19 protein-coding genes are annotated in these 21975 nt (G+C 47.1%); 17 read left to right on the top strand and 2 right to left on the bottom strand.

Translation table 11 applies throughout. From position 1 onward, the window contains the following. Positions 1-312 precede the first annotated feature (312 nt). The 16 genes from ACFO4L_RS04210 (at position 313) to ACFO4L_RS04135 (ending at position 19344) form a co-directional block, all read left to right on the top strand. Complete coding sequence (locus tag ACFO4L_RS04210; protein WP_377908420.1) at positions 313-1272, top strand: ring-cleaving dioxygenase; 960 nt, start codon at positions 313-315, stop codon at positions 1270-1272. Between the two features lie 163 nt (positions 1273-1435). Continuing rightward, a complete protein-coding gene (gene cls / locus ACFO4L_RS04205) occupies positions 1436-2884 on the top strand; it encodes a cardiolipin synthase (protein ID WP_377908419.1) in 1449 nt (482 codons plus the stop codon). A gap of 282 nt (positions 2885-3166) precedes the next feature. Continuing rightward, positions 3167-4201, top strand: coding sequence for an N-acetyl-gamma-glutamyl-phosphate reductase (argC, locus tag ACFO4L_RS04200; protein ID WP_377908418.1), 1035 nt, complete (start codon positions 3167-3169; stop codon positions 4199-4201). A gap of 13 nt (positions 4202-4214) precedes the next feature. Next, positions 4215-5441: a bifunctional glutamate N-acetyltransferase/amino-acid acetyltransferase ArgJ gene (argJ, locus tag ACFO4L_RS04195; protein ID WP_377908569.1), complete on the top strand. Its 1227-nt coding sequence runs from the start codon at positions 4215-4217 to the stop codon at positions 5439-5441. 18 nt (positions 5442-5459) lie between these two features. Continuing rightward, positions 5460-6248 (top strand): acetylglutamate kinase, encoded by a 789-nt coding sequence (gene argB, locus ACFO4L_RS04190; RefSeq protein ID WP_377908417.1) that lies wholly within the window; start codon positions 5460-5462, stop codon positions 6246-6248. Then, entirely contained in the window at positions 6235-7425 is a 1191-nt protein-coding gene (locus tag ACFO4L_RS04185) for an aspartate aminotransferase family protein (protein WP_377908416.1), read from the top strand. The genes argB and ACFO4L_RS04185 overlap by 14 nt, the downstream gene beginning before the upstream one ends. Beyond that, the gene (locus ACFO4L_RS04180; protein WP_377908415.1) at positions 7418-8479 is read left to right on the top strand and encodes a carbamoyl phosphate synthase small subunit; all 1062 of its coding nucleotides are present in this window, start codon (positions 7418-7420) and stop codon (positions 8477-8479) included. Before ACFO4L_RS04185 ends, ACFO4L_RS04180 begins: the two co-directional genes overlap by 8 nt. Continuing rightward, positions 8464-11613, top strand: coding sequence for a carbamoyl-phosphate synthase (glutamine-hydrolyzing) large subunit (carB, locus tag ACFO4L_RS04175; protein ID WP_377908414.1), 3150 nt, complete (start codon positions 8464-8466; stop codon positions 11611-11613). The genes ACFO4L_RS04180 and carB overlap by 16 nt, the downstream gene beginning before the upstream one ends. Next, the gene (argF, locus tag ACFO4L_RS04170; protein WP_377908413.1) at positions 11610-12545 is read left to right on the top strand and encodes an ornithine carbamoyltransferase; all 936 of its coding nucleotides are present in this window, start codon (positions 11610-11612) and stop codon (positions 12543-12545) included. The genes carB and argF overlap by 4 nt, the downstream gene beginning before the upstream one ends. 75 nt (positions 12546-12620) lie before the next feature. Further along, positions 12621-13841 carry an argininosuccinate synthase gene (locus tag ACFO4L_RS04165; protein WP_377908412.1) on the top strand — a complete coding sequence of 407 codons (1221 nt, stop codon included), beginning with the start codon at positions 12621-12623 and terminating at the stop codon, positions 13839-13841. Between the two features lie 116 nt (positions 13842-13957). Beyond that, on the top strand, positions 13958-15340 hold the full coding sequence (gene argH, locus ACFO4L_RS04160) for an argininosuccinate lyase (RefSeq protein WP_377908411.1): 1383 nt from the start codon (positions 13958-13960) through the stop codon (positions 15338-15340). 139 nt (positions 15341-15479) lie between these two features. Beyond that, complete coding sequence (locus ACFO4L_RS04155) at positions 15480-16550, top strand: branched-chain amino acid aminotransferase (protein WP_377908568.1); 1071 nt, start codon at positions 15480-15482, stop codon at positions 16548-16550. Positions 16551-16665: 115 nt separating this feature from the next. Further along, positions 16666-17133, top strand: coding sequence for a DUF6884 domain-containing protein (locus ACFO4L_RS04150; RefSeq protein ID WP_377908410.1), 468 nt, complete (start codon positions 16666-16668; stop codon positions 17131-17133). Between the two features lie 4 nt (positions 17134-17137). Continuing rightward, on the top strand, positions 17138-17629 hold the full coding sequence (locus ACFO4L_RS04145) for a DNA-deoxyinosine glycosylase (RefSeq protein ID WP_377908409.1): 492 nt from the start codon (positions 17138-17140) through the stop codon (positions 17627-17629). Continuing rightward, positions 17622-18497: a 5'-3' exonuclease gene (locus ACFO4L_RS04140; protein WP_377908407.1), complete on the top strand. Its 876-nt coding sequence runs from the start codon at positions 17622-17624 to the stop codon at positions 18495-18497. The genes ACFO4L_RS04145 and ACFO4L_RS04140 overlap by 8 nt, the downstream gene beginning before the upstream one ends. A 19-nt stretch (positions 18498-18516) precedes the next feature. Beyond that, complete coding sequence (locus tag ACFO4L_RS04135) at positions 18517-19344, top strand: cobalamin-binding protein (protein WP_377908406.1); 828 nt, start codon at positions 18517-18519, stop codon at positions 19342-19344. Here ACFO4L_RS04135 and ACFO4L_RS04130 read toward each other — a convergent pair. Further along, positions 19341-19733 carry a thiol-disulfide oxidoreductase DCC family protein gene (locus tag ACFO4L_RS04130; protein ID WP_377908405.1) on the bottom strand — a complete coding sequence of 131 codons (393 nt, stop codon included), beginning with the start codon at positions 19731-19733 and terminating at the stop codon, positions 19341-19343. The two genes, ACFO4L_RS04135 and ACFO4L_RS04130, sit on opposite strands and share 4 nt — an antisense overlap. A 146-nt stretch (positions 19734-19879) precedes the next feature. Here ACFO4L_RS04130 and ACFO4L_RS04125 point away from each other — a divergent pair, with 146 nt between their 5' ends. After that, entirely contained in the window at positions 19880-20437 is a 558-nt protein-coding gene (locus tag ACFO4L_RS04125; RefSeq protein WP_377908404.1) for a tyrosine-type recombinase/integrase, read from the top strand. Positions 20438-20687: 250 nt separating this feature from the next. Here ACFO4L_RS04125 and ectB read toward each other — a convergent pair whose 3' ends face one another. Then, entirely contained in the window at positions 20688-21974 is a 1287-nt protein-coding gene (gene ectB / locus ACFO4L_RS04120; protein ID WP_377908403.1) for a diaminobutyrate--2-oxoglutarate transaminase, read from the bottom strand. Position 21975 lies beyond the last annotated feature (1 nt).

Here is a 21975-nt window from a genome sequence, read left to right as displayed (position 1 = left end):
AGCTCCGGATCTTCACCTCGATCTTGATCCACCGGAGTAGAGGCCCACCGATGTCAGCAGCTGGCAGGACATTTCAAAAGCCTGATTATGTTAGGTTCGAGCTTCTTAGGAAGTGATGGAACCCTGCCTATGATAGACTTTATTCTCAAATTGATGATGACGAACGATTATGTAGATGGTTTATTCGGCAGGCTGTAGTTCAACTCCGTTCAACGAGTATGCCCGCCCAATAAAGTCGTAAGCGTTCATCGTTGCATAAGAACAAAAAGAGCGATATACTATAAAAAAGTAAGTGGAAGGAAGGAAGATAGCATGAAGCTGATTAAAGGAATTCACCACGTTTCTTCGCTCACTGCAAATGCAGCCGACAATTATGCATTTTATACAAACGTCTTAGGCATGCGCTTAGTTAAAAAAACCGTCAACCAGGATGATCCGAGCATGTATCATTTATTTTACGCAGACCGCTACGGCTCTCCCGGAACAGATTTCACATTTTTTGAAATACCGATGGCCGGGAGAACACACCGCGGCTCTCAAAGCATCAGCAGCACCGGATTACGCGTCCAGTCAGATGAAGCAATATCCTTCTGGAAAAAAAGACTGGATGCGCTTCAAATTACAGTTGGCGACCCCGAAAAGAGGGCTGGCAGGCTCACCCTCGCGTTTGAAGACCATGAGGGACAGCGGATCCGCCTTTTTTCTGATCGGAACGGTGCCGAAACGCCTGCTGGAACACCGTGGGAGCATCCCGATATTCCTGAAGAAATGGCAATTATCGGTCTTGGGCCTTCCGAGCTTACGGTCCGTTCACTATCTAAAACAGAAAATGTGCTGCTGAACGTTTTGTCCTTTACGAAAATATCTGAGGAAGAAGTAAAAGAAGGGACACTCATCATTTATTCAACTGCATCTGGAGGCAATGGCGCCGAAGTGCACGTGATCCAATCGTCTGAAGCGAAGGAACGTCCGGGAAGAGGAAGCGTACATCATGTTGCTCTAAGGGTAAAAGATGAAGAAGAGCTTCGCACGTGGAAACATACGGTGGATGAAGCAGGTTATGCAAATTCAGGCATTGTGGAACGCTATTATTTTACCTCGCTGTATTTCCGTGATGGCAATGGAATATTGTTTGAACTCGCAACGGATGGACCCGGATTCCATATGGATGAGCCGATAGAGCAGCTCGGTGAAAAGCTTGCCCTGCCGCCTTTCCTCGAACAGAGGCGCGATGAAATTGAACAGAAGCTGAAGCCGATTAAGGCTGAGTGATAATGATGCCGCAGACTGGTTCTGCGGCATTTCTATTGGCAGATCCATTTCATCAGAGTCTATCTGGACTGTACAACTTTTGGAAATGTACGGTAAACTTACGTTATCAATGTGTGACAGATCACGACGGTTTTACTGGTTATCAGAAAGGAGGCAGCCATTCATGGATATAATGTCCGTCCTGCTTGTGCTATTGTTTTTTGCTAATATATTGTTCGCTGGCATTATTATTTTTATTGAACGAAAAGATGCGACGGCTACTTGGGCCTGGGTGCTCATCCTCTTCTTCATTCCGTTTCTTGGCTTCATCATCTATATATTTTTAGGCCAAAATTTGACTCGAAGGCGTTTATTTGATTGGGAGGGTATTAGCAGAATTGGAATTACCGATGTGCTGAAGCATCAGATCGAGCAGATTCGCAACCCGTCTTTTTCGTATCATAATGACAATATCGATCCTTACAGGGATATGATATATATGCATTTGATTAATAACGACGCTATTTTGACAAAGAATAACGACATAGATGTTTTCTCTGATGGTCAAGATAAGTTTGAACAATTGAAGCAGGATATTCGGGAGGCGCAGGATCATATTCATATGCAGTACTACATATTTCGCCATGATGAATTAGGCAAAGAGCTGATTCAGCTGCTTGCAGAGAAAGCTGCTCAAGGAGTTAAGGTACGCATTCTCTACGATGAGCTTGGGTCCAGAAAACTTCGCAGACGTCATTTTGATCAGCTGACAAAAGCAGGAGGAGAGGTCGGCGTCTTTTTCCCGTCTAAAATTGCGCTGATTAATATCCGACTGAACTACCGGAATCACCGTAAGCTGACGATTATAGATGGAGCAGTCGGATACGTAGGCGGTTTTAATGTTGGGGATGAGTATCTGGGGAAAAGCAAGCGTTTCGGTTATTGGAGGGATACCCACCTTAGAATCACTGGAAATGCAGTTGATCCGATGCAGACACGGTTTATCCTGGATTGGAACCAGGCGGCAAAATCTCACGCGATTGCCTATGAGGCGAGGTATTTTCCAATGAAGCAGAGTGAAGGCAATGCTGCAGTACAGATCGTTTCCAGCGGCCCTGACTCTGAGTGGGAGCAGATTAAAAACGGGTATATTAAATTGATTAACAATGCAAAAGAGTCCGTCTATATTCAAACACCATATTTCATCCCTGACCAAAGTCTGCTGGATTCAATCCGGATTGCATCATTATCAGGGAAAGATATTCGAATCATGATTCCGAGCATGCCGGATCACCCATTTATATACTGGGCGACACTTTCACATATCGGACAGCTGATGAAAAGCGGTGTCAGTGTGTACATTTATCAGCGCGGCTTTATACATTCTAAAGTTGTAGTAGTGGATCGGGCAGCTGCTTCTGTCGGCACCGCTAACATTGATATGCGGAGCTTTCGGCTGAACTTTGAAGTAAATGCCTTTATATATGATCAGCTTACCGCTGAAAAGCTGGCAGCTGAGTTCGAACAGGACATGATGCATGCTGATAAACTGACTAAAGAGAAGTATGATGCACGGTCTAAGGTCGTCCGCTTTAAAGAGTCTATTTCACGGCTGCTTTCACCTGTTTTGTAGTTCGTTCACTATATGCCTACTGGTGCTGCAGCATCTTGCAGGGCTTTCTCTGAAAAGGAGATCTTACGACGTTGATGGTTAAAATAACAAACGGAATAAGCGAATAACTAGTGAGCAGCACAGTTTTGTCGATTAAGCGTTCTCCAGGAGAACGCTTTTTGTTTGCCTGAAGTACAGAACAAAAGCCGTAATGTATAAAAAATCATAATAACTTATAATTATTATTGCATATTAATAAATCTATAAGTATAATAATGAATTAATTCATCATTCATAAAGGACGTGACAGGATTGAAACAAGCAGCGGTTGTTGGTGGAACTGGATACGGAGCCCTTGAGCTGATCCGAATTTTAGAAAATCATCCTTTTCTGGAGCTCACTACGGTCATATCTCAGTCAGAAGAAGGAAACGATATAGGGGAGCGCTATCCGCATCTCCAAACAATTCGTACCGATTCATTCAAAAATATGGAAGCTGCTGCGGCGTGCGACGTTATTTTTATTGCAGCTCCTGCTGGAGTAGCAAGCAAACTGATTCCAACGCTTTCAGCAAGTAAAAGCCAGATTATCGATCTATCTGGCGACTTGAGGCTTGAAGACAGTGACGTATATGAAGCGTGGTACGGTCTGGAGCCGCCGGATAAAGCGATGCAGCAACATGCCGTTTACGGGCTTCCTGAAGTAAACAGGGAGACTATACGGGAGGCACGGCTCATCTCTAATCCAGGATGTTTTGCAACTGCTGCTATTCTCGGGATGTATCCAGCGGTAAAACAGCAGCTGATTGAGCCGGGCACGATCATGATGGATGGCAAGACAGGCGTTTCGGGTGCCGGACGTAAAATGTCTATGATGACCCACTTTTCCGAGACGAATGAAAACATAAAAGCGTATCGTACCGGAGCACACCAGCATGTGCCAGAAATCGAAGAGCATCTTGGAAAAGCTGCTGGCATCCAAACACCTGTCTACCTGCAGACGCATTTGATGCCGATGACGAGAGGGATTATGGTCACTTCATACGGTCGACTCGCAGGCTCGGCTACCGAACTGCAGCAGGCTTATGAAACAGCTTATGAGCATGAACCGTTTACCCGCTTTCGAAAAAGCGGTCTAATGCCGCAGACAAAAGATGTATATGGAAGCAGCTACTGTGATATTGGTGTATTCGCTGATGAACGCAGCGGTACGCTGATGACGGTCGCCGTTATTGATAATTTAATGAAAGGGGCGGCAGGTCAAGCCGTTCAAAACTGCAACATTATGAATGGATGGGCTGAATATTCCGGTCTACAAATGGTACCCCAATATCCGTAAGGAAAGGCAGGAGATTAGCATGACGCTGGTCAATATCGTTTCATCTATCAATATAAAAGGCGGGGTGACGAGTCCAAAAGGTTTTTTTTCAGGAGGCACTCATTGCGGCCTAAGGCGCAAGAAACTCGATTTCGGCTGGCTTTATTCCAGCGTTCCTGCAAAGGCAGCTGCCGTATATACGCAAAATGCGTTTCAGGCAGCGCCGCTTAAAGTGACGCAGGAATCGATTGCTGAGGAGCAAAAGCTGCAGCTGATCGTCGTTAACTCGGCCAATGCAAATGCCTGTACCGGTAAGCAGGGGCTCGAAAACGCCCGTTTAACCCGGAAATATGCCGCTGAAGAAGCTGGTCTGCCTGAACATCTGGTTGCTGTTCAATCAACTGGATTGATCGGCGTGCAGCTTCCAATGGATAAAGTCGAAACAGGAATTCGCTCGATAAACCTTGCATCACAGGATGCAGCTTCATTTGAACGAGCGATTTTAACGACAGATACATGTACGAAGCATGCTTCTGTCGAATGCGAAATTGAAGGGAAGCAGGTTACCATCGGCGGAGCCGCAAAAGGCTCGGGCATGATCGATCCAAACATGGCCACAATGCTCGCTTATATTACGACAGATGCGGATGTGTCACAAGATGCACTGAAAAGTCTGCTAAAAAAAACCACGGATAAAACCTACAATCAAATCACGGTGGACGGTGATTCATCCACGAATGATACGGTTGTCGTTTTAGCAAATGGAGCTGCCGGGACAACTGAACTCGATGAGTCTCATCCTGAATGGGGTGCCTTCGAAGAGGCGTTTACAAAGCTGTCACAGGAGCTGGCTAAAAAAATTGCCAGAGACGGTGAAGGGGCTACAAAGCTGATTGAGGTTCAGATCGAAGGGGCAGCGACTCCGGCAGATGCTGGAAAAATTGCTAAATCGATTATTTCTTCAAATCTGGTGAAAACGGCCATTCACGGTGCTGATCCAAACTGGGGACGGATTGTATGTGCGGCTGGATACAGCGGAGCGTCAATGAAATCTGAAGCAGTGGACGTGTACTTAGGTCCAATCCAGGTTGTTTCCGAAGGGCTGCCGCTCGACTTTGATGAGCCGGAAGCGTCTGCTTATTTAACGCAGAGCGATATTCATATAAAAGTAAAGCTTGAGGATGGAACAGGCGCTGCTCAGGCGTGGGGATGCGATCTGTCGTATGAATACGTCCGAATCAATGCCTCGTACCGAACGTGATGTAAAGGAGGTTAACAAATGGCTTATCTCGTAATCAAGCTTGGAGGCAGCACGATCGAGGAACTTCCCGGCAGCTTTTTTAATGAAATAAACGCATTGAAGCAGGCAGGCTGCTTCCCGGTGATCGTTCATGGTGGAGGACCCGCCATCAACCGGTTGCTGCAGGATCGCGGCATCAGCGCTTCTTTTACGGATGGGCTGCGTGTTTCCACTCCGGAAGTCGTTGAATCTGCTGAAATGGTACTGAGCGGATCTGCCAATAAACACATCGTCAAGCTCCTGGAAAACGCAGGGGTAAAGGCGGCAGGAATCAGCGGCGTCGATGCCGGGCTGTTCCAGCCTGTACCAGTGAATGAAGTCCGATACGGACAGGTAGCCTCTGTTGAACAAGTGGATCCACATTTGATCAAGTTGTTGACAGCGGCAGGAATAACCCCGGTTATTTCACCAATTGCAGCATCAGGCACGGTAACGTATAACATTAACGCGGACGAAGCTGCCGGAGCCTGCGCATGTGCCCTGGCTGCTCCGCTGTTGTTTATTACAGATGTTGAAGGCGTGATAGACGGCCGATCCGGTGATCTTTGCCGGCACCTTGATCCAGAAATGGTAGAAACACTGATTCATGACGGCATTATTTATGGTGGGATGATTCCGAAAACAAAGGCTGTCCTTCGGGCTCTTAACGAAGGGGTTTCAGAAGCAGTCATGGTAAATGGTTCGAACGGTAATGCGCTGTTAAATTACTTTCACAAAGGTGAGGCCGGTACTATTTTCCGAAAGGAGAATATCTATGCAGAATATTAAGCAAAAGTCTCCGCTCATGAACACCTACGCCCGTTTCCCAATCTCTGTAGCGAAAGCTGACGGGAGTTATTTGACGGATTATGACGGGACCGACTACTTAGACTTTACATCAGGAATTGCGGTATGCAATCTCGGTCATCGTCCCAAGGTGGTGCAGAAAGCAGTCGAGAATCAGCTCCAGGAATATTGGCACGTATCTAATTTATTTCAGCAGGACATTCAGGAGCGTGCAGCGACTTCCCTCATAAAAGGCACTCATTTGGATCAAGTCTTTTTCTGTGGAAGCGGAGCAGAAGCCAATGAAGCTGCGATTAAGCTTGCCAGAAAATACTGGTTCGACAAGGGGGCGCTTCAAAAATCGGAAATTATAACCTTTGAACAGTCGTTTCACGGCCGTACGGGCGGTGCTATGGCAGCAACAGGCCAGAATAAAATTAAACATGGATTTGCACCACTGATGCCCGGATTCACGCACTTACCGTTTAATGATACGCAGGCCATCACGAACATAAATCCGCAAGTAACAGCTGCTGTCATGCTTGAATTGATTCAAGGTGAAGGCGGAGTCGTACCTGCTGACCAGGAATGGGTTAATGAACTCGTCCATTACTGCAGAACACACGGCATATTGATCATTGCAGATGAGATTCAGACCGGCGCTGGACGAACCGGCTCACTATATGCGTTTGAACAGTTCAACGTAAAGCCAGAGATTGTTACAGCTGCGAAAGGCATTGGATCCGGTTTTCCGGCAGGTGCCTGTCTCGCCTCAGCAGAGGTTGCTGCTTCCTTTTCTCCAGGAACGCATGGGACAACCTTCGGCGGACATCCTGCAGCTTGTGCAGCAATAGAGGCGACAATGGGTGTCATTCAGGAAGAGGGATTTCTTAAGGAAGTCCAATATCGATTTGCCATATTTCGCAAGCAGCTGGAACTGCTGGCATCTTCGTACAGTCAAGTGAAGCAAGTACGCGGAAGCGGCGCAATGATCGGCATCGTCGTAGAAGAGGCCGCCCCATATTTGCAGAAGCTTCGAAACCGGCAGATTCTGGCGCTTCCGGCAGGTCCGCAGGTGATACGCATTTTGCCGCCGCTGACAGCTTCTGATGAAGCATTATCGACGTTTGTTCAACTATTTGAGGAGATTTTACAAGAAGGAGAAATTAGTCATGACTAACGCTTATCTAATATTGGATACAGGGGATGTGCTGGCAGGAAAAAAAATTGGCGCTGATACGGAAAGCTCCGGTGAACTCGTCTTCAATACCGCAATGACCGGCTATCAGGAAATGATGACGGACCCATCCTATAAAGGGCAGCTGCTGACGTTTACGTATCCACTGATCGGCAACTATGGTTTTCAGGACAAATTTAATGAAGGCGGCGCTCCAGCTGTGGAAGCGGTCGTGACAGGTTCTACCGGGTGCGATGAGCGTGCAGAAGAGTTTGACGCCTATTTGCAGCACCACGGTATCCCTGGCATGACTAATGTTGATACACGCAAGCTCGTGAAGATTATTCGTACGAAGAAAACGGTGAAAGGCTTCATCTCCGTCAATCAGCCCGCTGCTCCCGTTTTTCATTTTAATGAGAATCCTGTCCCGGAAGTGTCTGTTCAGGAACCGGTCGCATTTCCTGGTGAAGGCCCTCATGTTGCTGTATTGGATTACGGCTGTAAATCATCTATCGTTCATTCACTTCTGGAGGAAGGGTGTGCTGTGACGATGATGCCGCATTCGAGTTCAGCAGCTGACATACATGCATTAAAGCCTGACGGTGTATTGCTAAGCAATGGTCCTGGCGATCCGCTTAAGCTTCAAAAGGAGCTGCCTCACATTAAAGAACTGACGGAATCCTATCCGGTTCTCGGCATCTGTCTCGGGCATCAGCTTATTGCTTTAGCCTATGGAGCAGAGTCGATAAAGCTGCCGTTCGGCCACAGAGGCAGCAACCATCCGGTCAGGCATATTCCGGACGGGAAAGTATACATGTCTTCGCAAAATCACGGGTATGTTGTCAGCGAGCCGTCAGACGAAGCATTTCCTTTTGAACGGCTTTTTGAAAATGTGAATGACGGCACATGTGAAGGGTTCAGGCACAAGAGTCTTCCGGTGCAGTCTGTCCAGTTTCATCCTGAGGCTCACCCTGGTCCAAGCGACACGCATTTTATTTTTAAGCAATTTATTAACAGTCTGGTTTCTGGAGGTAGCAAAGTATGTGCAGCAACATAAACACCGTTTTAGTGATCGGGTCAGGCCCGATTATTATCGGACAGGCAGCAGAATTTGATTATGCAGGCACGCAGGCTTGTCTTGCATTAAAAGAAGCCGGCAAACGGGTCATACTCGTGAATAACAATCCGGCTACTATAATGACGGATACTGCATTTGCAGATAAAACGTATCTGGAGCCGCTGACGGTTTCCACGTTGGAATCGATTATTAAAAAGGAGCGCCCGGACGGACTGATCGGGACGCTCGGCGGCCAGACAGGCCTTAACCTGACAGCCAAGCTCTACCGTTCAGGTATTCTGGATGCATATGGAGTAAAGGTGATGGGCACGTCAGTGGAGTCGATTGAGAAAGGGGAAGACCGGGAGTTGTTTCGATCGCTCATGATCGAGATTGAAGAGCCTGTCATCGAATCTGAAATCGTTGAGTCAGTGGAAGCAGGACTTCATTTCGCAGCGTCTATCGGCTATCCAGTTATTCTTCGTCCGGCTTATACGCTAGGCGGAGCAGGCGGAGGATTCGCACACAGTGAAGAGGAAATGAAGTCGATGCTTGCGTATGCACTTAAAGAAAGCCCGATCCATCAAGTACTCGTGGAAAAGAGTATCAAAGGATGGAAAGAGGTGGAATATGAAGTCATGCGGGATGCAAATGACACCTGTATCATCGTTTGTAATATGGAGAACATGGATCCGGTCGGGGTCCACACCGGCGATTCGATCGTCGTAGCACCTTCTCAGACGCTGACAGACTCACAGTATCAGATGCTGAGAGAATCATCGTTGAAGGTAATCCGTGCGCTTGATGTGGTAGGCGGCTGCAATATTCAGTTTGCGCTGCACCCAGAGACGGATGAATATGCGATTATTGAAGTTAATCCGCGTGTCAGCCGTTCATCAGCGCTTGCTTCGAAAGCGACCGGATATCCTATCGCAAGAATTGCCGCTCTTACAGCTTGCGGACAGACGCTTGACCGAATTCCCAATCCGATTACCGGAAACACGTTTGCTTCCTTTGAGCCGGCGCTCGATTATATTGTTGTAAAGCTGCCAAGGTTCCCATTCGATAAGTTTTCCGAGGCAGACCGTTCCCTTGGCACACAAATGAAAGCAACGGGCGAAGTCATGGCTTTGGAAAGAACGTTTGAAAGTGCATTTTTAAAAGCAATGAGATCAATGGAAACCGGAAGTCACAGCCCGAGGCATCACCTGCTCGCGAGCTACAGGGAGGAAAAACTGAAAGAGATGGTAATGCATCCTGAAGACCTGCGGGTTTACGCTGTTTATGAACTGCTCATCCGCGGCTGGCGTCCCCAGCAAATAACGGATTTGTCAGGTATTCACCCCTGGTTTTTAACTCGTCTCGAAAAGCTTTGCAAGCTGGAGAAAAAAGCAGCTTCGCAACAGCTTTCGACAAGCCTTTTAACAGAACTAAAGCAGGCAGGTTTTTCAGATAAACTGATCGGTGATCTGCAGGGCGTATCAGAATCAAAAGTGCGTCAACTGCGAAAGGACGATAATCTGAAGCCCGGGTATAAGCTGGTGGATACGTGTGCAGGAGAGTTTGAAGCGGTCACCCCGTATTATTATTCCACCTGGCATGGAGAAGACGAAGTGACGCCAACTCCTGCTCGAAAAGTCCTTGTCGTCGGATCCGGCCCGATCCGGATCGGACAAGGCGTTGAATTCGATTACTGCTCTGTTCATGCTGCTGAAGCAGTGAAAGCACTCGGTTATGAAGCTGTCGTGATTAATAATAACCCGGAAACAGTCAGCACGGATTTTAATACTGCTGACAGGCTTTACTTTGAGCCGCTTACAGCGGAAGATGTCATTCACGTTGCTGAGAAGGAACAGGTTGAAGCTGTCCTGCTGCAGTTCGGCGGTCAGACAGCGGTTAATCTGGCTCAGGCGCTGGAGGAGCACGGACTTCCGGTAGCCGGCACATCAGCTGACGCAATAGAACTGCTGGAGAACCGGGAATCCTTCTATCACATGCTTGATCAACTGAATGTTGCACATATTAAGGGGACTACAGCGGATTCAAAGGAAGACGTGCTATTAAAAGCTGAAAAAACGGGCTATCCCGTTCTAGTGCGACCATCCTACGTGATCGGTGGTCAGGCCATGTATATCTGTCATAACGAGCATGACCTTCAAGCATACCTCGACCGGCTGGAATGGACAACAGATGCGCGATGCTGGCCGCTGATGATGGATGCTTTTATCGCGGGTAAAGAGTTTGAAGCTGATGTAATCAGCGACGGGACAAATTTGTTTATTCCTGGATTTATGGAGCACGTGGAGCGGGCAGGCGTCCATTCAGGTGACAGCTTTACGATTTACCCTTCAACAACGATTCCTGAGCATGTGAAAGCTGAAGCAGCACACATATGCGAGTTAATTTGCAGAAAAGCTGGCGTTTCAGGAATGATGAATATCCAGTTCGTATATGACAATGAAGTATTGTATGTCCTGGAAGTAAATCCGCGGGCCTCCAGAACGGTCCCTGTTATCAGTAAAGTGAGCGGCACAAACCTGGTCCGTGAAGCAGTGGCTGCTCAGCTGCATTTCAAGCTGAGTAAAACCGGACTTATTGATGATCTACCGCATATCACGGTGAAAGCACCCGTGTTTTCGTCGGCAAAGCTCAAGCAGGTTGATCCGATGCTCTCGCCTGAAATGAAATCAACCGGGGAAAAAATAGGCATTGCAAGTACGCTCGCAGAAGCAGCTGCTAAAGTATTGGATGCAAACAGCCTTCAAACGTGCTATATCAGCGCAGCTGACGCGTGGAAAATGGAAACGGCGGATCTGCCGCTTGAACATCTTGAACTGTTTGCTTCTAAATCTACAGCAGAAAGTCTTCGTGCCAATAACTGGCATGTAACAGACATGTCGCTGGATGAAGCAGAGCAGGCAGCAGCAGAAGGAAAGCTGGATGCTGTTCTTAACGTCCCCACCGCAGGACGCATGGCGGAGTCAGCCGGATTCCGCTTAAGGCAGACATGTATCGCTCATGGAACGATGCTGTTTACTCACCCTGACACGTTTCGGTTTTACCGTACTTACGCCGGGACCGCTCATGAGCCGCTCGCCGTGCAGGACCTGTTTATAAAGGAGGAAATACAATGATTAAAACAAAGGTACAGCATCATTTAGAAGTAACAGATTTAACCGCTGACGAACTGCATCAGCTGCTGGATGAGGCAGCTGTATTAAAAAAACAGCATCATGAGAAGCTAATTAACAAAGAGTTGGAAGGGCAAACCTTGGCAATGATTTTTGATAAATCTTCTACGAGGACCAGGGTTTCGTTTGAAGCCGGAATGACACAGATGGGGGGGCACGCTATTTTTCTCTCCCCGGAGGATACACAAATCGGACGCGGCGAATCTGCAGCAGACACCGCCCGGGTTCTGTCAGGGTACGTAGACGCCGTCATGATCCGTACGTTTTCTCATGAAATGGTAGAGGAGTTTGCAGCCTACAGCAGCGTTCCTGTCATAAACGGGCTGACCGATACCCATCATCCTACTCAAGTGCTTGCGGATCTGCTTACGATCAAAGAGCAGAAAGGAACCTTGCAAGGATTGACTGCAGCATTTACCGGGGACGGCTACAACAACATGACACATTCACTTATGCAGGGAATGGCACTGGCAGGAATCGACTTTCGTGTGGCGTGCCCGGCAGGCTATGAGCCGGATCAGACGATTTCAGAAAAGGCTTCTGCATTAGCCGCAGCTCATGGCGGATCACTGATGATAACGAAAGACACAGAAGAAGCAGTCACAGGTGCAGATGTGTTGATTACAGATGTATGGGCCAGCATGGGCATGGAAGCAGAGGCTGAAACTCGTAAAAAGACATTCATGCCGTATCAAATCAACACAGAGCTGGCTTCACTAGCCGCGGATGATTATATATTCATGCACTGCCTGCCTGCTCATCGAGGAGAAGAAGTGACAGCCGCTGTGATCGATGGCGCACACTCCGTTGTATTTGATGAGGCAGAGAACAGACTGCACGCACAAAAAGCACTCCTCAAAAAATTAATGATTTAATTTCTTTTTTTGTTGCATTATGCATAAAGATACGTTAGTATCTATATAAATACTAATTGAGGAGAGGTTTTACACATGAGCAAAGGAAAAGTAGTACTCGCATATTCAGGCGGACTGGATACGTCAGTCTGCATCAAATATTTGCAAGAGGAATATGGATATGAAGTAATCGCGCTGGGGCTGGAAATTGGAGAAGGGAAAGATCTCGAAGCATTAAAAGAGAAGGCACTGAAAGTAGGCGCGGAAAAAGCAGTAATCATTGATGCCAAGGAACTGCTGGCAGAGGAATACCTGCTGCCCGCTCTCCAGTCCAATACGCTTTATGAAGGCAAATATCCGCTTTCATCTGCTTTATCCCGACCGCTTATTTCCAAGCTGCTCGTAGAAGTAGCTGAAGAGGAAGGTGCCGTCGCAGTAGCACACGGCTGCACAGGAAAAGGAAACGACCAGGTTCGATTCGAAGTATCCATTCAGGCGCTTAATCCCGATTTGGAAGTGATTGCGCCAGTTAGAGAATGGGGCATGAACCGTGAAGAAGAAATCGAGTACGCGAAGAAAAAAGGCATCGATGTACCGGTAAATGTTGAAAAGCCGTACTCGATTGACGCGAACATTTGGGGAAGAGCCTGCGAAGCAGGGGTGCTGGAAGATACGTGGGCAGAGGCACCGGAGGAAGCTTTCGACTGGACAGCTTCTATTGCAGACGCACCGGATGAGCCTGAGTACGTCGAGCTCGCATTTGAAGGTGGTAAGCCGGTCTCTATAAACGGCGAGAAAAAATCGTTCGTTTCCATTATTCAAGAACTGAATGTGATCTGCGGCAAGCATGGTGTCGGCAGAATTGACCATATCGAGAACAGACTCGTGGGCATTAAAGCAAGAGAAGTGTACGAAAACCCTGGCGCTCTTGCGCTTATCAATGCACACAAAGAATTAGAGTTTCTGACGCTTACAAAAGAAGTGACACAGTTTAAAACAACAATCGAACAAAAATTCACGCAGCTGATTTACGATGGTCTGTGGTATTCTCCATTAAAGGATGCGCTTTACGGATTTATTTCCGAAACACAGGCGCAGGTTAACGGTAAGGTAAAGCTGAAGCTTTGGAAAGGAACGCATACAGTTGTAGCGAGACACTCTGAAAACAGTCTTTATAACGAAGGGCTCGCGACGTATTCCAAAGGGGACGCGTTCGATCATCACGCTGCACTTGGCTTTATTAAACTTTGGGGGCTTTCGACGAAAACGTATTCCCAGGTTAATCAGAAAAAGCCGGTACTCACTTCCGAAACGTAAGGATGTACCGCCGCTTCATACCGGAGCGGCGGTATTTTCCTGCCAGAAGCTCTATTGGCGTTTCGATGAAAGAGCTGGTAAAGTAAATGACATCAAAACGAAATGAGGGATTGATTATGTCTAAGCTCTGGGGCGGAAGATTCACTAAAGATACAAATAAGCTTGTAGAAAAAGAGACAGCATCGATTCAGTTTGATCAAAAGCTGATGGAATACGACATTCAAGGAAGTATTGCACATGTTACCATGCTTGCCAAACAAGGGATCGTTTCAGAGGAAGATAAAACCCTCATCATAGAAGGCCTTCAAGCTGTTAAGAGCAAGATTAACAATCAGGAACTGGAATACAGTGATGAAAATGAAGACATTCACATGAATATCGAAAAATTCCTGATTGATGAAATCGGTCCTGTCGGTGGAAAGCTTCATACAGGAAGAAGCAGAAATGATCAAGTGGCGACCGATATGCATTTATATTTAAAAGACCATACGAAAGCAGCGGCTGCGATGATTGAAGATGTGCAGCAGGCGTTAGTCGCGCAGGCAAAGCAGCACGTCGATACGATCATTCCTGGTTACACCCATTTACAGCGGGCACAGCCAGTTTCGTTTGCCCACCATCTCCTCGCTTATTTTTGGATGCTTGAGCGGGATAAAGGACGATTTCTCGACAGCTTAAAGCGAACCGATCTCATGCCGCTCGGAGCTGGAGCACTTGCAGGAACCACATTTCCGATCGATCGGCATTATACAGCCGAACAGCTTGGCTTTGATGCCATTTACGAAAACAGCATGGATGCAGTAAGTGATCGGGATTTTATTCTGGAATTTATGGGAGCAGCCTCAACGCTGATGATGCACATTTCCAGATTGTCGGAGGAGCTGGTGATATGGAGCAGTCAGGAATTTCAGTTCATCGAGCTTGACGACTCGTTCTGCACCGGATCTTCCATTATGCCTCAAAAGAAAAATCCGGACGTACCTGAACTGTTACGAGCAAAAACAGGACGCGTTTATGGCAATCTCCTGGCACTGTTGACCGTGTTAAAGGGGCTGCCTCTTGCCTATAATAAAGACATGCAGGAGGACAAAGAGGGGATGTTCGATACGGTAGAAACACTTACAGCTTCCTTGCAGATGCTCGCTCCGATGATCGGAACGATGCAGGTACGCACGGAGAATATGAAACAGGCGGTTTCAGAAGACTTCTCAAACGCTACCGATATCGCGGACTATCTTGTCAACAAAGGGACGACTTTTCGGGAGGCGCATGAGATCATCGGCCGGATCGTACTTACAGCGATTCAGAAAAACAAATTTCTGTTGGACTTAGACCTGGAGGAATATCAGTCGTTTTCGGATAAATTTGCAGAAGACATCTATGACGTGCTTAAACCGCAAAACGTCGTGGCAGCCAGAAGCAGCTACGGAGGCACTGGTCAGAATCAGGTGCTGATTCAGCTTGAACAGGCCGAAAAAGTGCTACATCAGCAACAGTAAGCACTGAAAAGATATCATGTTTAGTTCAAGTGATTAATCATGGAATTTTCAAACTATTTCATGTTCTTCTATCTCTTTTCGTGATACAATATATCACATTATCCGATTTTTTAAAGAAGGAAAGAGAGGCATGCTGACGATGGAAGCGACAGTGGCAATTACAGAAGCGAAGCACAAGAAGGGAAAGCCGGATCCGGAAACACTTCAATTCGGCAAAACATTTACTGATCACATGTTTACGATGGAGTATGAAGAAGGAAAAGGCTGGATTAAACCTGAAATTATTCCATATGCACCGGTTGAAATCGATCCGGCTGCAATGGTTCTGCACTACAGTCAGAGCGTATTTGAAGGGTTGAAAGCTTACCGCAGTCCTGAAGGGGAAGCTGTGCTTTTCCGCCCGGACGAAAATTTCAAACGATTAAACCGCTCAAACAGACGGCTCAGCATACCGCCGGTGAATGAAGAACTGCTGATGGAGTACCTGCTCCAGCTGCTTGAACTTGAAAAAGAGTGGATTCCAGATACTGAAGGAACATCGCTGTATATAAGGCCGTTTATTATCGCAACCGAACCAAGTCTTCAAGTAGCTCCTGCGAAGGCCTATAAGCTGTTTATCATTTTATCTCCTGTAGGGTCTTATTATCCGGAAGGGATTCATCCGGTCAGCATTATGGTTGAAGACCACTTTACCCGTGCAGCCCGGGGAGGTACTGGAACTGCAAAAACAGGAGGCAACTATTCAGCCGGCTACAACGCCCAGGCGAAAGCTTCTGGAGAGGGGCACGCACAAGTGCTGTGGCTTGACGGTGTTGAGAAGAAATACGTCGAGGAAGTCGGCAGCATGAACGTGTTCTTCAAAATAAATGGGGAGATCGTGACGCCCGAGCTCAATGACAGCATCCTTCAGGGTGTCACGAGAAAATCTGTGATTGAGCTGCTGGAGTACTGGAACGTTCCAGTGTCTGAGCGGCGAATATCAATGGAAGAAGTGCTCGCAGCCTACGAAAATGGTGAGTTAGAGGAAGCGTTTGGTTCTGGTACTGCTGCGGTGATCTCCCCGATCGGTGAGCTCACTTGGAAAGGAACACCGATGATTATCAACGGCCGAAAAACCGGTGAAATCACAAAATCGCTTTATCAAACGCTGACAGGCATTCAGACTGGTCAGGTAAAAGATCCGTTTGGGTGGACGAGAACGATTTCTTAGCACTGCTGGAAGAAGGGCTTACCTGTTCATCGGGTAAGCCCTTCTTTCGTAAAGAAACGCAATGTAAGAAATCACCGTTTTGTGCTAGTATGGAGGGGCAGAGGAGAGATGTTCGATGGATATATGTATTATCCCATGTGGAAAAAAGAAAATTTGGGATGTGGAGCCTCAGACTGGGGCCGTTAAAGCATCAGAGGCATATATTGGTACGCTTCACCGGAAATGTCAAGCATATGCAGATCTCTTCACAGACAGCTACCGGATTTTATCTGCACGACACGGTTTTCTTCACCCGGATGATCTCTTGTTTACCAATTATGATGAGACATTTGGAAGTCGCTCAATGAGCGTAGCAAGTGAGAGTCTTTCCCATCAATTTTCGCAGCTGCTTCCCGAAAAGCGCATCATTTTGCTTACCGGTAAAAAGTACGAAGAGAAGCTAAAACCGCTTTTGCAGCGCGAAACGGTTCTCCGTCCATTAAGTGGTGCACGGGGCATTGGTGATATTCTGCATCTGCTTCAGGAGGCGGTCGATGCACGTATACCGCTGCACAGAGAAAGGTGGGAAACTGATGCAGGTTGAGTCGATGAAGCCGATCGTTGGTCCTGAACCTAAGCTTTTACTTGTTGGATCAATGCCAGGAGTGAGGTCGCTTGCCGAGCAACAATACTACGCACATCCTCGTAATCATTTTTGGAAGATTATCGGTGATCTGCTAGGGTGTTCGTTATATGATGCTTCCTATCAGACGAAGCAGAAAATTATGATGGATCATCACATTGCAGTGTGGGATGTGCTTAAACACTGCGAAAGAGAAGGAAGCCTGGATCAAGCTATACGCGATGAGGTTCCCAATGATGTACAATCGTTTCTTCGAGAACATCCGCACATACGGACGATAGGCTGCAATGGCAGAAAAGCATATGAGTCCTTAGTTCGACACCTGCCCACTCATAATGAAGTTTACATAAGTTATTTACCGTCAACTAGTCCGGTGCCAGGTCGGAACGTAAAGACATTTGAGCAAAAACGGGATGCTTGGGAACAGTTATTTAAGGAGGCTGCTATCATTGAATGAACACCTTGTTTTAATTGACGGTTTTAATTTACTCAGCAGAGCCTACTTCGCGACTTCATACGGGCGCGATGACCATCAACTGGAAAAAAACAGCGGGGGCCGGTATATACATGCCCTGAAAGTATTCTTCTCTAGAATCAGTAATCTGCAGGAACGGTTTCCCGGGGGGATCGTCATCGCCTGGGATGGGAAACGGGAGGACACGATTCGTAACCAGGATCACCAGTTTTATAAGGCCCAGCGCAAAGACCTTCCAGCGCCGCTTATTGAGCAATATCATACCGCTACTGAAATTTGCGCTGATATGGAATTGCATCAGATGCAGGTAGCAGGGTATGAAGCAGACGATATTATCGGAAGTTTCACAAGAACATCTCTGCCCGTTAAGAAAGTCATTTACAGCAATGACAAAGACTTGTTTCAGCTGCTAACTGAAGAAACGGATCAGCTTTTCGTGCAAAAACGCAAAGAGATTCACTATCAGCTCCATCACTTCCAGGAAGACTACGGAATTCAGCCGGCACAGTGGATCGATGTAAAAGCTCTGCTTGGGGATCCTAGTGACAATATTCCGGGCTGCCCCGGGGTCGGAGCCAAGGCGGCCCTTCCGTTGATTCAAATGTATGGGAGCGTCGAGGGCGTTTACCATCACTTAGAGGAGTTGGATCCGGCCTTCAACCGCTACAGAAAAAAGCTAGAGAATGGCCGTGAATCTGTCATGATCAGCCGTGAGCTTGTTGAAATTCACTGCGACCTCCAAGATGTACATGCCGTGGATTTGGATACGCTGCAATCCCCGTCTCAAGCTCAATTTAGAAATGTACTTGAGCACTACCAAATTCTAAAGGACCCGTTTACACTCTCTTAAGGAAGGAGGCAGTTCATTCATGCGAATCGTTTCGATATGTCCAAGCAATACGGAACTGCTGCACTACTGCGGTCTCTCGACTTATCTGTGCGGAGTAGATGATTACTCGGACTGGCCGTCAAGCATTACTGGACTTGAGCGGCTTGGCCCGGATTTATCAATCGACCTAGATAAAGTCGAGGCACTTAACCCGGATCTTGTTTATGCATCGCTGTCTGTTCCGGGGATGGAGAAAAACATAGAAGGCTTGAAAGACCGCGGAATACCGTATATGACGGTAACGAACCCGGAATCAATGAGCCAGGTAGGGGAGGTTCTGCTTGAAATTTGTGAAGCAGCAGGTCTTCATCAACGGGGAGCTGATTTGAAACATCAATATGAATCCTTTTTAAACCATTATCAGTCATTAGCGGATACGATCACTTCAAGAAAACCCTCCTTGTATTGGGAATGGTGGCCAAAGCCCGTCTTTTCTCCAGGCGGGCGCAATTGGCTGACTGAGATGTCTGCGCTCGCAGGAGGCATTAATATGTTTCACCATGATGAGCGTGCAAGTGTCAAAACAGACTGGGAGGACATTCGCGAGCACGATCCAGATGTAATTCTCGCAGCCTGGGTGGGGGTGGAACCAGCTAAAGTGAATCCTTCCGTAATTAAGAAACGGCCGGGCTGGACAGATATGCAGGCTTTGAAAACGAACCAGCTTCATGTGATGGAAGAGCCGTTTTTCTGCCGGCCGTCACCAAGACTTATGATCGGACTGGCAAAGCTTGCATACCTGCTGCATCCAGACGTTTATCCGGAGCCTACCGGGCGCGAGGATGAAAAGCTGCTGCAGGAAATTTAATAATTGATAAATCGTGCTTTGACTTCCGCTGATGGAAGCGGGCACGATTCTTTTTTGCCAAAAATCCTGTACCGGTTCCGAGCGATCCAGTCGTATAGACGATCCGAAAAAGGCAGGAAGGGGAGAATTCTGCCAAACGTATAAATTCCGTGCAACTGACGGCAGACTTCAGCTGCAGCTGAAGCTTTATAAAATACGCGTCCGTCCGAACGAATAAAGACGATAGAGTCGACTTCAGAGTCAATTTCAAATTCTTTATGAAGCTGCTTCGCCTTATCACTTTGCAGTGAAACGAAATAGATCGTTTCTTTCGCATTGTGATTTAATATAACGGTAACAGCCCCATCGCACAAGCTGCATTCTCCGTCATACAGCAGTAAATGTCTCATGCCCATCACCTCGCCATTCTATTCCCCTTAACAATTATATGTAATCATACCTTAAGTCTCGTTTTGTATGATATATAGGTGAGTTGACTCTTTTTAAATTATCATTCAATATGAGATTAAAAGAATGATTGAAAGGAGAGTCCTTTATGGGAGGGAATCACAGGTCGAAGCCTCGAGAAATGGAGCCGATTAAGAATAAAGCAGATCTGGAAAGGTGGAAACGGGAACTTGCGAAGCAGAGCGATCGAGATTACATGCTTGGGCTACTGCTATTAAACACTGGTATGAGACTGTCTGAAGCGCTTCAGCTTCGGGTTAGGGATGTGCGGGGAAGGGAGAAGGTCCGCATAAAAGCGGACCAGGAATTCGTGTACCCTCTCCATGTCGCCGTCCGAAAACTGCTTGCTGCGTACACCTCAAATATGGATCAGGATGATTGGTTGTTTTCGTCCAGGAAAGGGGGAGGGCCTCTTCAGCGGGATCAGGCATCAAAACTGTTGAAAGGGTGCGCGCAGAGGGCGGGTATTCCTTCTTTTGGTGTTCACTCGTTACGTAAAACGTTTGGGTATCATTACTATCAGGCCTCAGGTGACGTTGAATTTCTGCGAAAGTTATTCAGGCAATCCTCTCAAAGTGTTACGTTGTCATACATAGGTGTGATCGGGGAAGGGGCGGATTCGCTCGACGATACGTTTAGTCTGTAGTCTATATTCAGCTTCCTTATCCATCCGAAGACAATACAACATAGAAGCAGTCGTGTTATCGCGGCCGGTGCTTATCATTTTCGTGCATTTTACTTTGTAGTTAATTTGTAGTTTATTTTGTATGTGGATAAAACAGCGTATGGGATCGGCTGATTCTTCACAGTTGTCAGAAAAGTGTGGATAACCGGCAGGCTGTGAGTGCGGATTCGATAAGAAAAAACTCCCGCTTCAGGCGGGAGTTTTGAATGGCTCAGGAGGACGTAGTTGACTGGTCCTGTACCTGCAGCGCCTCTTTTATACACGTTTCAATAATAGCAAATCCTTCATCGAGTGCATCAAGCGGAATGTTAAGTGGAGGGAACAGCTTAAAAACTTCATCATTTCCGCCTGCTGTCTCCAGTATCATCCGATGCTTGAAGGCGTGTTCTGCTACTAACTCAGCAAATCCGTCGACATCTGATGCAATTCCCTGCATAAGGCCGCGTCCTTTGCGCCGGCCTGTCATGTCAGGATAAGTTTCGACCATTTTTTCCAGGAAAGCGGTCATTCGTCTTCCGCGTTCCTGTATGCCTTCTTCAAAAGCAGGGTCACGCCAATATTCCAATGCCTCCGAGGCTGTAACAAACGCCATGTTATTTCCTCGAAACGTCCCGTTATGCTCACCCGGCTTCCATTTATCAAGCTCCGGTTTAATCAAGGTAACGGCTAACGGGAGTCCGTATCCGCCGATCGACTTCGATAAACAAATGACATCCGGTTCGATTCCTGCCGGCTCAAACGAAAAGAATGTCCCAGTTCTGCCGACACCAGCCTGGACATCATCGATAATGAATAAGATCCCCCATTCACGGCAAATCTCCTGCAGCTTACGGATCCAGCCCATCCTGGCGGCGTTAATGCCGCCTTCCCCTTGTACAGTTTCAAGAATGACCGCAGCAGGGATCGCAACGCCGCTGCCATTGTCTTCTAAGAACCGTTCAAAATATTTCAGGCTGTCCTGTTCGTTTCCGGTAAACTGATCATAAGGCATTGTAACCGTATGGTTAAGTGGAATGCCTGCGCCTTGACGTTTCATCGAATTCCCGGTTACAGATAAAGCACCGATAGTCATCCCGTGAAAGCCGTTCGTAAAACTGATGATGTCAGTGCGGCCGGTCATTTTGCGGGCGATTTTTAATGCGCTCTCTACCGTGTTTGCTCCTGTCGGACCTGGGAACATCATCCGGTATGTCATTCCGCGCGGTTTTAAAATAACGTCTCGAAATTTTTCCATGAAATTTACTTTAGCATCTGTTGCCATATCAAGGGAGTGGGTGATCCCGTCGTTTGTAATGTAATCAAGCAGTTTCTGCTTCATGTTTTCGTCATTATGTCCATAATTCAATGCTCCAGCCCCGGAAAAAAAGTCTAGGTAACGGTTGCCTTCTTCATCCCAGATTTCGTGGCCTTTTGCCTTAGTAAAAACTGCAGGAAAGCTTCTGACATAACTCCGTACACTGGATTCTACATCCTCAACCAGCTTCAGCTTTTCATTCATA

The sequence above is a fragment of the Bacillus daqingensis genome (assembly GCF_042654445.1).
Classification (GTDB): Bacteria; Bacillota; Bacilli; order Bacillales; family Salisediminibacteriaceae; genus Alkalicoccus; species Alkalicoccus luteus.
Note: the sequence above shows the minus strand (reverse complement) of the source record. Positions and strands in the feature narration are given on the sequence as shown.

Coding starts and splice junctions, on each gene's coding strand:
- ACFO4L_RS04210 (WP_377908420.1), top strand. CDS start 313: ATGAAGCTGATTAAAGGAATTCACCACGTTTCTTCGCTCACTGCAAAT.
- cls (WP_377908419.1), top strand. CDS start 1,436: ATGGATATAATGTCCGTCCTGCTTGTGCTATTGTTTTTTGCTAATATA.
- argB (WP_377908417.1), top strand. CDS start 5,460: ATGGCTTATCTCGTAATCAAGCTTGGAGGCAGCACGATCGAGGAACTT.
- ACFO4L_RS04185 (WP_377908416.1), top strand. CDS start 6,235: ATGCAGAATATTAAGCAAAAGTCTCCGCTCATGAACACCTACGCCCGT.
- ACFO4L_RS04180 (WP_377908415.1), top strand. CDS start 7,418: ATGACTAACGCTTATCTAATATTGGATACAGGGGATGTGCTGGCAGGA.
- carB (WP_377908414.1), top strand. CDS start 8,464: ATGTGCAGCAACATAAACACCGTTTTAGTGATCGGGTCAGGCCCGATT.
- argF (WP_377908413.1), top strand. CDS start 11,610: ATGATTAAAACAAAGGTACAGCATCATTTAGAAGTAACAGATTTAACC.
- ACFO4L_RS04165 (WP_377908412.1), top strand. CDS start 12,621: ATGAGCAAAGGAAAAGTAGTACTCGCATATTCAGGCGGACTGGATACG.
- argH (WP_377908411.1), top strand. CDS start 13,958: ATGTCTAAGCTCTGGGGCGGAAGATTCACTAAAGATACAAATAAGCTT.
- ACFO4L_RS04155 (WP_377908568.1), top strand. CDS start 15,480: ATGGAAGCGACAGTGGCAATTACAGAAGCGAAGCACAAGAAGGGAAAG.
- ACFO4L_RS04150 (WP_377908410.1), top strand. CDS start 16,666: ATGGATATATGTATTATCCCATGTGGAAAAAAGAAAATTTGGGATGTG.
- ACFO4L_RS04145 (WP_377908409.1), top strand. CDS start 17,138: ATGAAGCCGATCGTTGGTCCTGAACCTAAGCTTTTACTTGTTGGATCA.
- ACFO4L_RS04135 (WP_377908406.1), top strand. CDS start 18,517: ATGCGAATCGTTTCGATATGTCCAAGCAATACGGAACTGCTGCACTAC.
- ACFO4L_RS04130 (WP_377908405.1), bottom strand. CDS start 19,733: ATGAGACATTTACTGCTGTATGACGGAGAATGCAGCTTGTGCGATGGG.
- ACFO4L_RS04125 (WP_377908404.1), top strand. CDS start 19,880: ATGGGAGGGAATCACAGGTCGAAGCCTCGAGAAATGGAGCCGATTAAG.
- ectB (WP_377908403.1), bottom strand. CDS start 21,974: ATGAATGAAAAGCTGAAGCTGGTTGAGGATGTAGAATCCAGTGTACGG.